At 67.4% G+C, this 15,405-nt stretch carries 11 protein-coding genes; 5 read left to right on the top strand and 6 right to left on the bottom strand.

Annotation, left to right across the window (positions count from 1 at the left end; translation table 11 throughout):
- Positions 1-12: 12 nt before the first annotated feature.
- A complete protein-coding gene (locus GGC30_RS15425; protein WP_153925915.1) occupies positions 13-915 on the top strand; it encodes a methyltransferase domain-containing protein in 903 nt (300 codons plus the stop codon).
- On the opposite strand, the gene GGC30_RS15420 is transcribed toward GGC30_RS15425, so the two are convergent.
- The 4 genes from GGC30_RS15420 to GGC30_RS15405 are packed head-to-tail and all read right to left on the bottom strand — an operon-like array spanning position 912 to position 3,828.
- A complete protein-coding gene (locus GGC30_RS15420; RefSeq protein ID WP_153925913.1) occupies positions 912-1,100 on the bottom strand; it encodes a Flp family type IVb pilin in 189 nt (62 codons plus the stop codon). The genes GGC30_RS15425 and GGC30_RS15420 overlap by 4 nt on opposite strands.
- A gap of 25 nt (positions 1,101-1,125) precedes the next feature.
- Entirely contained in the window at positions 1,126-1,539 is a 414-nt protein-coding gene (locus tag GGC30_RS15415) for a (deoxy)nucleoside triphosphate pyrophosphohydrolase (protein WP_284877085.1), read from the bottom strand.
- On the bottom strand, positions 1,536-2,930 hold the full coding sequence (gene argJ, locus GGC30_RS15410; protein ID WP_153925911.1) for a bifunctional glutamate N-acetyltransferase/amino-acid acetyltransferase ArgJ: 1,395 nt from the start codon (positions 2,928-2,930) through the stop codon (positions 1,536-1,538). Before argJ ends, GGC30_RS15415 begins: the two co-directional genes overlap by 4 nt.
- Position 2,931: 1 nt before the next feature.
- Complete coding sequence (locus tag GGC30_RS15405) at positions 2,932-3,828, bottom strand: peptidylprolyl isomerase (protein WP_370452028.1); 897 nt, start codon at positions 3,826-3,828, stop codon at positions 2,932-2,934.
- Positions 3,829-4,072: 244 nt separating this feature from the next.
- Between GGC30_RS15405 and secA the strand changes: the two genes are divergently transcribed.
- Entirely contained in the window at positions 4,073-6,922 is a 2,850-nt protein-coding gene (gene secA, locus GGC30_RS15400) for a preprotein translocase subunit SecA (RefSeq protein ID WP_153925909.1), read from the top strand.
- Positions 6,923-7,005: 83 nt separating this feature from the next.
- Positions 7,006-8,166, top strand: a complete 1,161-nt coding sequence (locus GGC30_RS15395; RefSeq protein ID WP_153925907.1) for an aminotransferase class V-fold PLP-dependent enzyme — start codon at positions 7,006-7,008, stop codon at positions 8,164-8,166.
- Positions 8,167-8,182: 16 nt separating this feature from the next.
- Here the strand turns inward: GGC30_RS15395 and GGC30_RS15390 are convergent, their stop codons facing one another.
- Positions 8,183-9,079: a hypothetical protein gene (locus GGC30_RS15390; protein ID WP_153925905.1), complete on the bottom strand. Its 897-nt coding sequence runs from the start codon at positions 9,077-9,079 to the stop codon at positions 8,183-8,185.
- Between the two features lie 449 nt (positions 9,080-9,528).
- Between GGC30_RS15390 and GGC30_RS15385 the strand changes: the two genes are divergently transcribed.
- Positions 9,529-14,385, top strand: a complete 4,857-nt coding sequence (locus GGC30_RS15385) for an NAD-glutamate dehydrogenase (protein ID WP_153925903.1) — start codon at positions 9,529-9,531, stop codon at positions 14,383-14,385.
- Positions 14,386-14,495: 110 nt separating this feature from the next.
- Entirely contained in the window at positions 14,496-14,963 is a 468-nt protein-coding gene (locus GGC30_RS15380) for a universal stress protein (RefSeq protein ID WP_153925901.1), read from the top strand.
- Here GGC30_RS15380 and GGC30_RS15375 read toward each other — a convergent pair.
- Positions 14,960-15,405 (bottom strand): MarR family winged helix-turn-helix transcriptional regulator (locus tag GGC30_RS15375; RefSeq protein ID WP_228763777.1); only part of this gene is annotated, 446 nt, incomplete at its 5' end. The two genes, GGC30_RS15380 and GGC30_RS15375, sit on opposite strands and share 4 nt — an antisense overlap.

Below are 15,405 nucleotides of genomic sequence, written 5' to 3'. Positions count from 1 at the left end.
TCCTGTGCGTCCATGACCGCCCCCCAATCCCCTTCCGAAGGTCCCCCGCGCATCTTCGACGCTGTGCGACGTCAGGCGCGGCTTGTGCGGTCCGCCGCCCGTTTCCCCCAGGCCGACTTCCTGCACGCCCGCGCCGCCGCCAACGCCGCCGAGAGCCTGGAAGCCATACTGCGCGATTTTCCCGTTTCGGTCGATCTGTCCGCTCATCCAGGCGTGTTCGATGCGGCGGTTCGGTCCAGCGACGCCGCCGGCCGCGTCGGTCTCATCCAGACGCCCGTCTCCCTGGCCCAGCGCGCAGCGCCGGGTGCGGACGCGCTGCCGCTGGCCGACGCCTCGACCGATCTGATCGTCTCCCTTTTGACCCTTCACTGGGCCAATGACCTGCCTGGCGCCTTGGCCCAGATCCAGCGCGCGTTGAAACCGGACGGCCTGTTCATCGGCACGCTGTTCGGCGCGGGCACGCTGAAAGAGCTTCGCGCCGTCCTGACCGAGGTCGAGCTGGAGGAGCGCGGCGGCGCCCAGGCGCGGGTTTCGCCCTTCGCTGACGGCTATGACGGGGCGGCCCTCTTGCAGCGTGTCGGGTTCGCCCTGCCGGTCTCGGATGTGGATCGGTTCACCGTCCGCTACGCCGACCTGTTCGCCCTGATCCGCGACCTGCGCGCCATGGGCGAGACCAATGTCCTGCACGGACCTGTTCGGCCGTTGAGCCGCCGTATCGTGGCGCGCGCCGCCGCCCTCTATGCTGAACGATACGGTTTCGACGACGGCCGTATCCCGGCGACGTTCGAGATCATCCATCTGGCCGGCTGGAAACCCCACGACAGCCAGCAGAAGCCCCTGCCGCGCGGCTCGGCCAAGACGCGGCTGGCCGATGCGCTGGGCGTCAAGGAAATGACGGGCGAAGAGCCGGACTAGCTGATTGCGGCCTGTATGGCGGCGCTCAGCTTGTTCACCGTCGCGGCCAGGCCGCCGTTCTGGCTGTTCGCCAAGGCGCTGATCGAGGTCACGATCGCCAGGAAGATCAGGGCGCAGAGCAGCCCGTATTCGATGGCTGTGGCCCCGCCCTCATTGCGCAGGAACCGGCCGATAAGACGTCGCATGGCCGGCCTCCCTGGTCGGCGGTGGTCAGAGCAGGTCGCGCAACCAGGCGACCAGAGGTTCGTCCGCCGGGGGCATGGGATAGTCCGAAAGCTTGCTCGGCTTCACCCAGGCGAGGCCGTCGTGTTCACGCGCCGTGACCACGCCGTCCCACCGTCGGCACAGATACAATGGCATCAACAGGTGAAACGAATCGTAAGCGTGACTGGCGAAAACGAACGGCGAGAGACAGTTTTCGCTGACGTCGATGCCCAGCTCTTCCTTTAGTTCGCGGATCAGGGCCTGTTCCGGCCGCTCTCCGGGCTCGACCTTGCCGCCCGGAAACTCCCACAGCCCCGCCAGCTTCTTGCCTTCCGGACGCTTGGCGATCAGAACCCGCCCATCCACGTCGATCAGGGCGACGGCGACGACCAGGACGGTGGGAAGGGGCGCAGCGGTCACGAGCGATAGTCGCCGTTGATCTCGATGTAGCCCTTGGTCAGATCGCAGGTCCACACGGTCGCCGACGCCCGGCCCGAACCCACATCGACGGTGATGTCGATCTCGGGGTTCTTCATATAGGCGGTCATCTTGGCCTCGTCGTAGGTCGGGGAAGGTGCGCCGTCGATGGCGGCCAGATGCGGACCGAACTTGATGGCCAGGCGGTCGCGATCGACCGGCTCCTCGGTCTTGCCCACCGCCATGACGACCCGGCCCCAGTTGGCGTCCTGACCGGCGATGGCGGTCTTGACCAGGGGGCTGTCGGCGATGGACTTGGCCAGCTTGCGGGCCGAGGCGGGCGAGGCGGCCCCGTCCACCGTCACCTTGACGAACTTGGTCGCGCCTTCGCCGTCGCGCACCAGCTGGTGCGCCAGGTCCAGCATCACCTTGTCCAGGGCGGCCGAGAAACTCTTCAGCCGGCGATCGCCGACCCGCCCGATGCGCGGCGCGCCCGAGGTTCCGGTGGCGAACAGCAGGGCCGTGTCGTTGGTCGAGGTGTCGCCATCCACCGTCACGCTGTTGAAGGTGGTGCGGACGTGCAGGCCCAGCAGCGCCTGCAGCACGTTCGGATGGATGTCCGCATCGGTGACGATGAAGGCCAGCATGGTCGCCATGTCCGGCGCGATCATCCCTGATCCCTTGGCGATGCCGGCGATCCGGACCTTGTAACCCTCGATCTCGGCCTCGGCGTAAGAGCCCTTGGGGAAGGTGTCGGTGGTCATGATGCCGCGACCGGCCCGGGCCCAGGCGTCCGCCTCCAGCCCGGTCCCGATCTCGGGCAGTTTGGCGACGATCTTCTTGTCGTCCAGCACCACCCCGATCACGCCGGTCGAGGCCAGCATGACGTCGCGCTGACGACAGCCGAACCGTTTGGCGACCTCCGAGGCCGTGCGCCGCGCCGCGTCTGCGCCGGCCTTGCCGGTGAAGGCGTTGGCGCATCCGGCGTTGATCACCAAGGCGCGCACATCCTTGCCGCCCTCGGCGCCGGCCAGATGCTTTTTGCACCAATCGACGGGCGCCGAGCCGATCTTGTGGCGGGTGAAGACCCCGGCGCAGCTAGTCCCCCGCGCGAACCGGAACACTACCAGGTCGTCGCGCTCGTGCTTGTAGAAACCAGCGCGGGCGGTGGCGATCTCGACCCCGCCGATCGGCGGAATGGTCGGGAACGGCACGGCCAGGGGCGAGATGGCCAGACCCGGCTTGCCGGCGGCGGCCGGCGCAGGCGAGGCGGCTAGCGCCGCATCCGATCCCGGCGTGCGGGTGGCGCGCTTCAGCGCCGTGGCGAACGGGTCCAGCGCCTTTTCGAACGCATGCTCGATCTTCTGGCCGGTCGTGGAGGGAGGCTTGGTCATGTCAGGCGCCCGGAGGAGCGGAAGGAGCAGGCGATGCGGGCGGCGTCTGCGCGGGCAGGCGCACATCGACCTTGGCCTTGCCGCGCAACTGTTCCAGCAACTGTCGCACGCCCTCATAGGTCAGATAGCGCACGATCTGCGGTCGGGCCTGTTCCAGCGTCGGCGGGTTTTCCTTGCGCCGGTCCTCGACCCTCAGAACCGCCCAGCCGCCCTCGGTCTGGAAGGGCCCGACGGTCGCACCGGCCGGCTTGTCGCGCAGGGCGTCGGCATAGGCTTGGGGCATCACATCCAGCGTCGAATAGCCCAGATCCCCGCCGGAAAACCGCGTCGCCTCGTCGATCGACCGCTCCGCCGCCACCGCCTCGAAGCCGGCGCCCTGGCCCAGAATGCCGATCACGGCGTCCGCCTCGGGCTTGGTGCGCGACAGGATCAGCCGCACGCGGATCTCTTCCGAGGTCTTCGCCAGCCGCAGCTGCTCATTATACAGGGTCTGCACCGCCTGGTCCGAGACGGCCTTGTTGACCACGCTCTCGACCAGCATGTCGCCCAGGATGCGTTCGCGCGTCGCTTCCAGACGCCGCTGCGCCAGGGGCGAGGAGTCCAGTCGCCGCCGCTGCGCCTCTCCGGCCAGCAGCTTTTGGTCGATCACCTCGTCCAGCACCCGGCGGAAGAGATCCGACGTCGTATCCAGCGCCTCGTCCTCGCCGATCAAACCTTGGGCCACCGCCTCGCGCTTCACGTCCGAGGCCCAGATGGTCTCGTCCTGGACCGTGGCCACGGCCTGGTCACCCTGTTCGGGCGGCCGGTTGTCGCCGCCGCGCGAACAGGCGGCGGTTGAAAGCGTCGCCGTCAGCAAGGCCGCCGTCAGAATGCGTGAAGATCGCCGGAAGGGGGTCAAGGGGGCGCTCCGTCGAAGGCGGCCGAAAGCCCCTCGCGTTGACAGGGGTTAGGCCGGTGCTTAAGTCCCGCCTGCGCCCAAGTCGAGGGGTTTTGATCGTCTGCGCGGCCCTTCGCGCGCGCCTGATGCGGCGCTCCGGGGCTGGGGTCGGTCAGGGCCTCTCTCACGGCGTCCGTATCGCCGCCCCTCACGGGATTTCAGAGCCGCTCAGCTCGCAGACGCTCGACCGCTTACCGGATCCAATATGCTCGGCTTCGCCAAGAAACTTTTCGGCTCTTCCAACGACCGCAAGGTCAAGGCCTTCCAGGACCACGCCCAGCGCATCAATGCGCTGGAGCCCAAGTTCGCCGCCCTGTCCGACGACGAACTGCGGATGATGACCGACGCCTTCCGCGATCGGCTGGCGAACGGCGAGACCCTGGACAAGATCCTGCCCGAAGCCTTCGCCGTCGTGCGCGAAGCCTCCAAGCGCGTGCTGGGCCAGCGTCAGTACGACGTTCAGCTGGCCGGCGGCATGATCCTGCATGAAGGCGGCATCGCCGAGATGCGGACCGGCGAAGGCAAGACCCTGGTCGCCGTGGCGCCGGTCTATCTGAACGCCCTGCCCGGCAAGGGCGTGCACGTCATCACCGTCAACGACTACCTGGCCCGCCGCGACGCCGAGACGATGGGCAAGGTCTATCGCTTCCTGGGCCTTGAGGTCGGCGTCATCGTCAACGGCCTCAGCCAGGGTCAGCGCCAGCAGGCCTACAACGCCGACGTCACCTACGGCACCAACAACGAGTTCGGCTTCGACTATCTGCGCGACAACCTGGTCTATGACCGGCGCGAGATGGTGCAGCGTCCGCACAACTTCGCCATCGTCGACGAGGTCGACTCCATCCTGATCGACGAGGCGCGCACGCCTCTGATCATCTCGGGCCCGACCGAGGACCGTTCGGATCTCTACAAGATCCTCGACGGCCTGATCAAAGACCTGATCAAGGACAAGGACACCTTCGAGCTCGACGAGAAGCAGAAGCAGGTCCTGCTGACCGAGCTGGGATCCGAGCGGATGGAAGAGGCCCTCGAGGCCGGCGGTCACTTCGCGGCCGACACCACCGGCCTGTACGACGCCGCCAACATCAGCCTGGTTCACCACGCCAACCAGGCCCTGCGCGCCAACACCCTGTATCAGCGCGACAAGGACTATATCATCAAGGGCGGCGAGATCGTCCTGATCGACGAGTTCACCGGCCGCATGATGACCGGCCGTCGCCTGTCCGAAGGTCTGCACCAGGCCATCGAGGCCAAGGAAGACGTCAAGATCCAGCCCGAGAACCAGACCCTGGCCTCGGTGACGATCCAGAACTATTTCCGCCTGTACGAAAAGCTGTCGGGCATGACCGGCACGGCGGCGACCGAGGCCCAGGAATTCGGCGACATCTACAAGATGGACGTGCTGGAAGTGCCGACCAACCGGCCGATCCAGCGCAAGGACTACGACGACGAGGTCTATCGGACCCACGCCGAGAAGAACCAAGCCATCGCGCGCCAGATCGCCGAATGCCACCTCGCCGGCCAGCCGATCCTGGTCGGCACCGTGTCGATCGAGCGTTCGGAACAGCTGTCGGACCTGCTGAGCCGCTTCGAATACAAGGTCGAGACCTCGCGGACGCTGAAGCCGGAATATGCGGGCAAGGCCAAGGAAGCCGAGAAGATCGGCGACGCCGCCTATGACATCACCTACGAGACCAAGCTGCGCGGCATTCCGCACAGCGTCCTGAACGCGCGCCAGCACGAGCAGGAAGCCTACATCGTCGCCGACGCCGGCCTGCCGGGCGTGGTGACCATCGCCACCAACATGGCGGGCCGCGGCACCGACATTCAGCTCGGGGGCAACCTCGAGATGAAGATGCAGAAGTGGCTGCTGGAACAGCGCAACATGGCCGTCGAGGTCACGCCGGAAATGGAAACGGCCAAGGAGGCCGAGTTCAAGGCCGAGATCGCCGTCCAGAAGAAGATCGCGCTGGAGGCGGGCGGCCTGTTCGTCCTGGGCACCGAGCGCCACGAGAGCCGCCGCATCGACAACCAGCTGCGCGGCCGCACCGGCCGTCAGGGCGACCCCGGCACCTCGAAATTCTATCTGTCGTGCGAGGACGACCTGCTGCGCATCTTCGCCGGCGACCGCCTCGACTCGATCATGAAGACCTTCGGCGTGGCTGAGGGCGAGGCCATCACCCACCCCTGGCTGAACCGCGCCATCGAGACCGCCCAGAAGCGCGTCGAGACCCGCAACTACGACATCCGCAAGAACCTGCTGAAATACGACGATGTCGTGAACGACCAGCGCAAGGCCGTGTTCGAACAGCGTCAGGAGTTCATGGACTCCGAGGATCTGTCGGAACTGGTCGGCGACTTCCGCCGCGACGTCGTGTCGGACCTGGTCGAACGCTATATGCCGCCCAAGGCCTATGCCGAACAGTGGGACATCGACGGCCTGGACGAAAAGGTCCGCTCGACCCTGGGGCTTGAACTGCCGCTGCACGACTGGGCCGCCGAGGAAGGCGTGTCGAACGAGGAGATCGAGGAGCGGCTGCTGGCCGCCGCCGACGCTCGCGCCGCCGAACGTCTGGAACAGATCGGCGCCGACCAGACTCGCGGTCTGGAAAAGCAGTTCATGTTGCAGATGATCGACATGCAGTGGCGCGAGCACCTGGTTCATCTGGACCACCTGCGCGGCGTCATCGGCCTGCGCGGCTATGGGCAGCGCGACCCTCTGAACGAATACAAGACCGAAGCCTTCTCGCTGTTCGAGAACCTGCTCTACGACCTGCGCCACAACGTCACCCGCTGGCTGATGACGGTCGAGTTCCGCTTCCAGGCCCCGCCCGAACTGCCCGAGTTCCAGGAAATCCACCTGAACCCCGGCACCGGCGAGAACGAGATGGCCAATCCGTCGGCCCAGAACCCCGAAGGCACGCTGATCGGCGACGACCGCTCCAAACTGCCGATCGAGGCCCTGCCGCCCGGCTGGGAAATGACCGGCCGCAACTCCCCCTGCCCCTGCGGCTCGGGCCGCAAGTTCAAACACTGCCACGGGGCTCTCGTTTAAGAGGCGCGTTACGCGGGGCGCTATCGCTCGCCGCGTGGCGGCTCGCTGCTTGAGCGCTGGGTGAGATGTCCTAAAGAAGAGGGATGACCTACAAGTCCCTCTTCTCTCGCGCCCTGTCAGCGGCGCCCGGTCGGCTGCATTTCGCCGCGCACAGCCATCACCTGTGGCCCGACGCCAGTTTCGAGGCGCAGCAGCAGACCTGGCTCGACGCCAATCTGCATGCCGACCACAAGTGGGATCTCGTCTTCGGTCAGGTGATCCCCGAGGCCCAGGCCCATGTCGCGGCCGAGCTGGCACTGCCCTCGCCCGACAGCATCGTCTTTTCGTCCAACACCCACGACTTCCTGCTGCGCCTGTTTTCGGGCGTGGAGACCAAGCCGGTCCGCATTCTGGCGACCGACGGCGAATTTCACTCCTTCCGTCGTCAGGCCGAACGGTGGGAAGAGGTCGGGGCGGCGGTGGTCACGCGCGTTCCGCTTTCGCCCTTCGACACCTTCGCCGATCGCTTCGTCGCCGAGGCGTCCAAGGGTGGTTACGACTGGATCGTGGTCAGCCAGGTGTTCTTCCGCACCGGGGGCCTGTTCGACCGGATCGAGGAGCTTGCCGCCCTGGCGAGACCCGAAGGGCCTTGGGTGCTGATCGACGGCTATCACGGCTTCATGGCGACCCCGACCGACCTGTCGGCGGTGGCGGACCGGGTCTTCTATGTCTCCGGCGGCTACAAATACGCCATGTCGGGCGAGGGCGTCTGCTTCCTGCACGCCCCGCCCGGCTTCTGCCCGCGTCCTGTCGTCACCGGCTGGTTCGCGGAATTCGGCGACCTGTCGGGTCCGCCCGGCGGCGTCCAATACCGCAGCGACGGCGGTCGCTTCTGGGGCGCGACCTTCGACTGCACGCCGCTGTATCGCTTCAACGCCGTGCGTCGAATGCTGGATCAGCAGGGGCTCGACACCGCCGCCGTCGCCGCCCATGCGCGCGATCTGGCGACCACGTTCCAGCAGGCCGTTCAGGATGGACAGGCCGGGGTGTTGTCGCAGGCCGAAATCCTCAATCCGGTCGAGGGCGACGCGCCGCGCGCCCGTTTCCTCGCCCTGAGCCATCCCGACGCCCAGGCCTGGTGCGCGGGTCTGCGGGCGGCGAACATCGTCACCGATGTGCGTGACGACGTCATCCGCTTCGGCTTCGGCCTGTATCAGGACGCCGAGGACGTCGATCGCCTGATCGCGGCCTGCCATTCCCTCTGATCGCCGATCCCTCTGATCAGTAGAAGGTCGTGTCGTCCTGCTTGCTGGGCGCCGGGGCCTTGCGCGGCGGCGTCGTCGGACGGTTTGATGCGGGCGGGGTCGCCGGGCGGGCTTCAGGCGAGGGCGGCGTCGGCGTGGTCCCGCCCCCCGGCGCATTGACCGGAGGGATCGCCGGCAGGTCCGGATAGGGCATGGCCGAGGGGCGGGCATCCTGCGCCGGCGCCGCTTCATCGGGCGCGATCGGTCCCGCATCGGACTGGCCCAACCGGTCGGGCGCGCCGACATCGTCGCGGATGAAGGCCCAGGCCTGTCGGTCCGAGCAGCCGCAGGCCTTCAGGAAGCCCTGCTTATCCCGCCACAGGATCAGCGGATAGCTGATATCCACGCCGGACTCCTTGAGCAGCTGGCTCAGCCGTTCGTTGAAGCGGCGGCCGGCCTCGACCACGGCGGTGCGCGCCAGATTGCCGTCCGCCTGCGGCACGCCGGCAGCGGTCCAGCTGTTCGCCGGCGTCGCCATCCAGCGTTGATACAGCGGCCAGTCCCGCGTCAGCCACAGCTCCGCGACCGTCGCTCGCTCCGCCGCCGTCGATTGCGCCGCACCCTCCAGATCGGGGCGGGCGAACAGGATGTAGCGCGTCTCGATCCCCGCCGCCTTCAGCTTGGGCGCCTCGTCGCGCGCGTAACGCAGGGCCGAGGCGCTGTCGCGATAGGTGACGATATACAGGGCCTGTCCCCCGCTGCCGTCCGACACCCAGGACGCCTCGTCCAGCAGTTGTTGCACCTCGGCCTGATTGCGGCTGATCGTGACCGGCTGGAACCGCGAATAGAAGTTCCAATAGGCCCAGTATCCGGCGCCGGCGAGCAGCAGGCCGACCACGGCCGCCACGATCGAACCCATCAAAAAGCGACGCATGTAATCGGGTGCTCCAGCTTCACCGTTGACCCATCCTAACGCATAGCAGCGGAATCCGTTGTCGCCCGCATTCGCCGACGTCTTCATCGCCGCTCAGAGGCGCCAAAATGTCGCGAAAGATTCCGGCCGATCCGCTCTTGAACGGCGCAGGGGGCTTCCCATTTCCGATTTCGACGCTGCGGGACACTCCCCCTCCGAACCGCAGCGAAGCGAAGCCGGCGCCCTCCCCTCCCCTCCAGGCGCCGCTCGCGCAGGCCGCCGGACTCCCCCAGTCCGGCGGCTTTCTGCTTTGTGGCGCTGCACAATAATTCCAACCTGATCACTGATCATTACAATGAACGGTCGCCAGGGGCTTCCCGAGCGACCGGACCTGGCCTAGTCAGCGGGGGTGGCGCCCCGTCGAGCCGCATCCCTTGCGGCCCTGCCGCGTCGTTCGAGACTGCTCGTCCATGACCGCCCACGATCTGCGCCAACCCGTTCAGCCGATCACCAAGGCCGCGCTGGAGGCGGCCTTCGCCAAGATCGTGGGGACCGGGCCCGGCGCAGTCGAACAGACCTATCTGACGCAAGCGCACGAAGACTATTCCGCCGATGAGACGCCTGAGCTGAGCGGCGAGGATTTGGCCGCCCTGCTCGCCGCCTCCTGGACCGCCGCCAAGTCCTATCCGACCGACGCGGCCGCTCCCGCCATCACCGTCGGCCCGCTGCACGGCGCATCGGACAAGGTGCTGGATTACGATCTGGTGCGCATCGTCCAGTCCGACGCCCCCTTCCTGGTCGACAGCGTCATGGGCGCCCTGGCCGAGGCCGCCGTGTCCGTGCGCGCCCTGTTCCACCCGGTGGTCGAGCTGGACGGCCGCCGCCTGTCGATCATCATGCTGGTCATCGACAGCGTGCCTCAGGAGCGCCGCGACGCCCTGGGCGAAGGCCTGGCCCAGAGCCTGTCGGACGTTCACGCCGCCGTCGCCGATCATGACGCCATGACGTCTCTGATGCGCCAGGCCGTGCAGCGTCTGGAAGAGACCCCGCCCCCGGTCGATCCCGCCGTCCTGGCCGAGAACATCGCCTTCCTGAAATGGCTGAAGAGCGACCACTTCGTCTTCCTGGGCGCGCGCGACTACGACTATCCGCTGAACGCCGACGGCGACTATGAGGCGGAGGCCCCGCTGGGCCTGTCTACCGACGGCCTGGGCATTCTGGCCGATCCCGAGCGCACCGTGCTGCGTCGCGCATCGGAACCCGCCGTCCTGACGCGCCAGATGCGCCGCCAGCTGGATCTCAGCGAACCGGTGACGGTGGCCAAGGCCAACGCCCGCTCGCGCGTCCACCGCCGCGCCTACATGGACTATGTCGGGGTCAAGCGTTACGGCCCGGACGGCAAGGCGACCGGCGAGACCCGCTTTGTCGGTCTGTTCACGTCGGAAGCCTACGACCAGCTGGCGACCGAGGTGCCTCTGCTGCGTCGCAAGGTGGCCAACGCCCTGGCCCGCGCCGACAAGGCGCCCGGCAGCCACAACGAAAAACGCCTCAAGAACATCCTTGAGAATTATCCGCGCGACGAGCTGTTCCAGGTCAGCGAGGACGAGCTGCTGTCCATCGCCCTGGGCATTCTTCACCTCTACGACCGGCCGCGCATCCGCCTGTTCTCGCGCCAGGATCCATTCGACCGCTTCGTCTCGGTCCTGTGCTTCATCCCGCGCGAGAAGTTCGATTCTGCCGTGCGCGAACGCATCGGCCAGATCGTCGCCCGCGCCTGGGGCGGCCGCATCTCGGCCTGGTATCCGCAACTGTCCGACGCGCCCCTGGTGCGCATCCACTACATCATCGGCGTGGAGCCCGGCGCCCACCCGATCCCGGACGCCGCCCAGTTGGAGGCCGACGTCGCCGAGGCAGGCCGCGGCTGGGTCGATCGTTTCGAAGGCGCCCTGCGTCGTTCGGGCGTCGAGGAAGTCGCCGTGGGGCCGCTGAGCGCCCAATGGGCCCGCGCCTTCGGCGCCGCCTATCGCGATCGCTATGACGCCGACGAGGCCGCGACCGACCTGCAATATGTGAACCGGCTGAACGAGACCGGTCTGCCCGGCGAGGGTAAGGCCGTCGCCGTGCGCGCCTTCCGCACGCCGGACGACAGCCGTCTGCAGTTCCGCTTCAAGCTTTACCGTCGCGGCCCGGCCGTGCCTCTGTCCGACGTCCTGCCGATCCTGGCCGATATGGGTCTGAAGACGCTGGAGGAATACGGCTATCCGATCCGTCCGATGGGCGAGGAAGAGATCCACGTCCATGAGTTCCTGATGGAGGATCCGCGCGGCGAGGCGCTGGTCTTCGACGATGTGAAGGGCCCGTTCGAGGACGCCTTCGCCGCCGTCTGGACCGGCCGCAACGAAAGCGACGGCTTCAACCGTCTGGTGATCGAACTGGGCGTGGAATGGCGCGACGCCGCCCTGATCCGCACCCTGGCCCACTATCGCCAGCAGACGGGTCTCGACCCCTCCCAGACGGTGCAGGAAGAGGCCCTGCGCGAATATCCCGACGTGGCGCGCGCCCTGCTGTCGCTGTTCAAGGCCAAGTTCGCCCCTGAAGGCGGCTCCGCCGATGCACGCGCGCCGGCCGTTGCCGAGCTGGACGCCAAGATCGTCACCCTGCTGCAGGACGTGAAGAGTCTGGATCACGACCGGGCCCTGCGCCGCATCGCCGCCCTGATCGGCGCGATCAAGCGCACCAACTATTTCCAGCTGGACGCCGACGGACAGCCCAAGCCGCACATCTCGATCAAGATCGCCTCGCGCGAGCTGGACGACCTGCCCCTGCCCAAACCCTACCGCGAAATCTTCGTCTGGGCGCCGCACGTCGAGGGCGTGCACCTGCGCTTTGGTCCCGTCGCGCGCGGTGGTCTGCGCTGGTCGGACCGTCGTGACGATTTCCGCACCGAGGTCCTGGGCCTGGTCAAGGCGCAGCAGGTCAAGAACGCGGTCATCGTGCCGGTCGGCTCCAAGGGCGGCTTCTATCCCAAGCAGCTGCCCCGCACGACGGACCGCGAGGCCATCCAGGGCGAGGCCATCCGCGCCTATCGCACCTTCCTGTCCGGCCTTCTGGACATCACCGACAACATCGCCGCCGACGGGTCGGTGACCCATCCGGCCAATGTCATCGCCTGGGAAGGCGACGACCCCTATCTGGTCGTGGCCGCCGACAAGGGCACGGCGACCTTCTCCGACATCGCCAACGGCGTCTCGGCCTCCTACGGCTTCTGGCTGGGCGACGCCTTCGCCTCGGGCGGCTCCATCGGCTATGATCACAAGGCCATGGGCATCACCGCCCGCGGCGCGTGGGAGGCGGTCAAGCGCCACTTCCGCGAAATGGGCAAGGACATCCAGACCCAGCCCTTCACCATGGTCGGCGTCGGCGACATGTCCGGCGACGTCTTCGGCAACGGCGTCCTTCTGTCCAAGGCGACGCGTCTGGTCGCCGCCTTCGATCACCGCGACATATTCATTGATCCGAACCCGGATCATGTCTCGAGCTGGATCGAACGCAAGCGTCTGTTCGACCTGCCGCGCTCGTCCTGGCAGGACTATGACAAGGCGCTGATCTCGGAGGGCGGCGGTGTCTTCTCGCGCTCGGCCAAGTCGATCCAGCTGACGCCCCAGATCAAGGCGGCCCTGGACATCGCCGAAGACGAGCTGGACCCGGTCAGCCTGATCCGCGCCATCCTGAAGGCGCCGGTCGAACTGCTCTATCTGGGCGGCATCGGCACCTATGTGAAATCTGCGGCCGAAACCGACGCCCAGGTCGGGGACAAGGGCACCGACGCCCTGCGCATCAACGCCGACGAACTGCGGGTCAAGGTGGTGGGCGAGGGCGCAAACCTCGGCTTCACCCAGGCGGGACGCATCGCCTTCGGTCAGGCCGGCGGCCGCATCAACACCGACGCCATCGACAACTCTGCCGGGGTCGACACCTCCGACCACGAGGTCAACATCAAGATCCTGGTCGGCTCGGCCGTGACCAACGGCGTCCTGCCGGCCGAGGAGCGCACGCCGCTTCTGGCCTCCATGACCGACGAGGTCGGCCTCAAGGTGCTGGCCCACAACTACGACCAGACCCTGGCCCTGACCCTGCAACAGGCCGAGGGTGTCGGCGCCCTGGACGCCCAGCAGCGGTTCATGCAGAGCCTGTCGGCGCGCGGAAAGCTCGACCGCAAGGTCGAGGGCCTGCCCAACGACGCCCGCGTCAAGGAGCTGATGACGGCGGGCATCCCGCTGGCCCGGCCCGAGCTGGCCGTCCTGATGGCCTACGCCAAGCTGGAGCTGTCGGACGACATCGTCGCCTCGCAGGCGCCGGAGGACCCCTTCTTCGAACAGATTCTGGTTCGCTACTTCCCCGAAGCACTGGCCCGGTTCGAACCGGAGATGAAGAGCCACCGTCTGCGGCGCGAGATCATCGCCACCGTCATGGCCAACGAAGTCGTCAACATGTGCGGCCCGACCTTCCCCGACCGCCTGCGCGGTTCGGCGGAATGCGACACCACCGCTCTGATCATCGCCTTCGAGGCCGCGCGCCGCGTCTTCCGCCTGGACCAGGCCTGGGACGCCGTTTCGGCCCTGGACCTGAAGATCTCGGCCGAGGCCCAGACGGCTCTGTATCAAGAGATCGCCGTCGTCCTGCGTCGCCAGACCTTCTGGCTGGCCCGCCGCGCCAAGGGCGGTCTGTCGGTCCAGGCCCTGATCGACCGCTATCGTCCGATCGCCGACGCCTTGCAGGCCGAGGGTGCGCCGGTCCTGTCGCGCTTCGAACAGGGGCGTCTGGATGCGCGCGTCAAACGCTTCGCCGACCACGGCGCGCCTGAGGACCTGACCCGCAGTATCGCCATCATGCGCCCCCTCGTCGCCGCCTCCGACATCGGGGACCTGGCGCAGGAGGCGACCTGGCCCGTCGCGGCCATGGCGCGCCTGTATCACCAGGTCGGGGCGGCCTTCGACTTCGACCGTCTGCGCGCCGCCGCCGGCTCCATTCCGTCTGCGGATCATTTCGATCGTCTCGCCGTCCGTCGTCTGATCAAAGACCTGATGAACGAGCAGGCGGCGCTGACCCGCGCCGTCGCCCGCGCCTCCGATCCGTCGGTCGGCGTCAGCGAGGACGCGGCCGAGGCCGCGGTGGACGCCTGGATCGGCTCCAAACAGGCGACGGTCGAGGGCGTGCGCGCTTCGGTGGACGAGATCGAACAGTCGGGCTCGGGCTGGACCTTCGCCAAACTGACCATCGCCAACGCGACGATCCGCGATCTGGCGACGGCGGCGGTGAATTCCTGAGGTGTGCTATCGGCCTTTCGGCCTACTTGAGCACGCTATGTGAACGCTCTGCTTGACGAAGCCCTCGTCGCACGGCCTCTTCAGCCGCTGATCAGGCTGGGGAGGCCGCAATGCCGAGAAAGTTCCTCGTCGTCGTCGACGACAGTCCGGAGTTCGAGGCCGCCCTGCGATTCGCCTCGCGCCGGGCGAAATCGACGGGCGGGCGCGTGGTCATGCTGCGCGTCCTGCCGACCGACAGCGACGCCCACTGGTCGGGCGCCCGAGAGGAAATCGCGCGTCAGCAGCGCGAGGAGGCCGAGGTGCTGCTGAACCGGTTGGGCGAAGAGGCTCAGGCCCGATCCGGCGCTGCGCCAATGTTCCTGATCGAACAGGGCGAGGCCCAGGCCGCGATCAAGAAGGTCGTCGCCGCCGATCCCGACATCAAGATCCTGGTTCTGGCGGCGGGAACGGGCTCGCGCGGTCCCGGCCCTCTCGTCTCGGCCATAATCAAACAGGGCGCCCAGATCGGCGGCCGAAAACTGCCCGTCACCATCGTCCCCGGCGAACTGACCGAAGAAGAGATCGAAGACCTGGCCTAGCCCTCGGCCGGCGGCTGGGCGGCCCGCAGCTTGTCGCGCAGCGCCCCCAGGCCTTGGCGCAGGTCGGTCAAGGCTTCGGGCGTCATCTCGGTGGCGTCAAGCACCGACTGCGGCAGGCAGGCGGCTTCGACAGCCAACGCCCGTCCTGCGTCGGTCAGGCTGACGCGCACCACCCGCTCATCCGCCCTGTCGCGCGCCCGCGTCACCAGCCCGGCCGCCTCCAGTCGTTTGATCAGCGGGGTCAGGGTGTTGGATTCCAGAAACAGCTGCTCGCCCAGCCGGCCGACCGTCTGTTCGTCCTCACGCCAGAGCAGGGCCATGGCCAGGAACTGCGGATAGGTCAGGCCCATCCGGTCCAGCAGCGGCTTGTAGAACCGGTTGAACGCCAGGTTCGCCGAATAGGCGGCGAAACACAGCATGTCATCGACGGCCATGGCCTGTC

It is taken from the genome of Brevundimonas sp. SPF441 (assembly GCF_009661015.1).
GTDB lineage: Bacteria > Pseudomonadota > Alphaproteobacteria > Caulobacterales > Caulobacteraceae > Brevundimonas > Brevundimonas vesicularis.
This window is presented reverse-complemented; position numbering and strand designations above follow the sequence as displayed.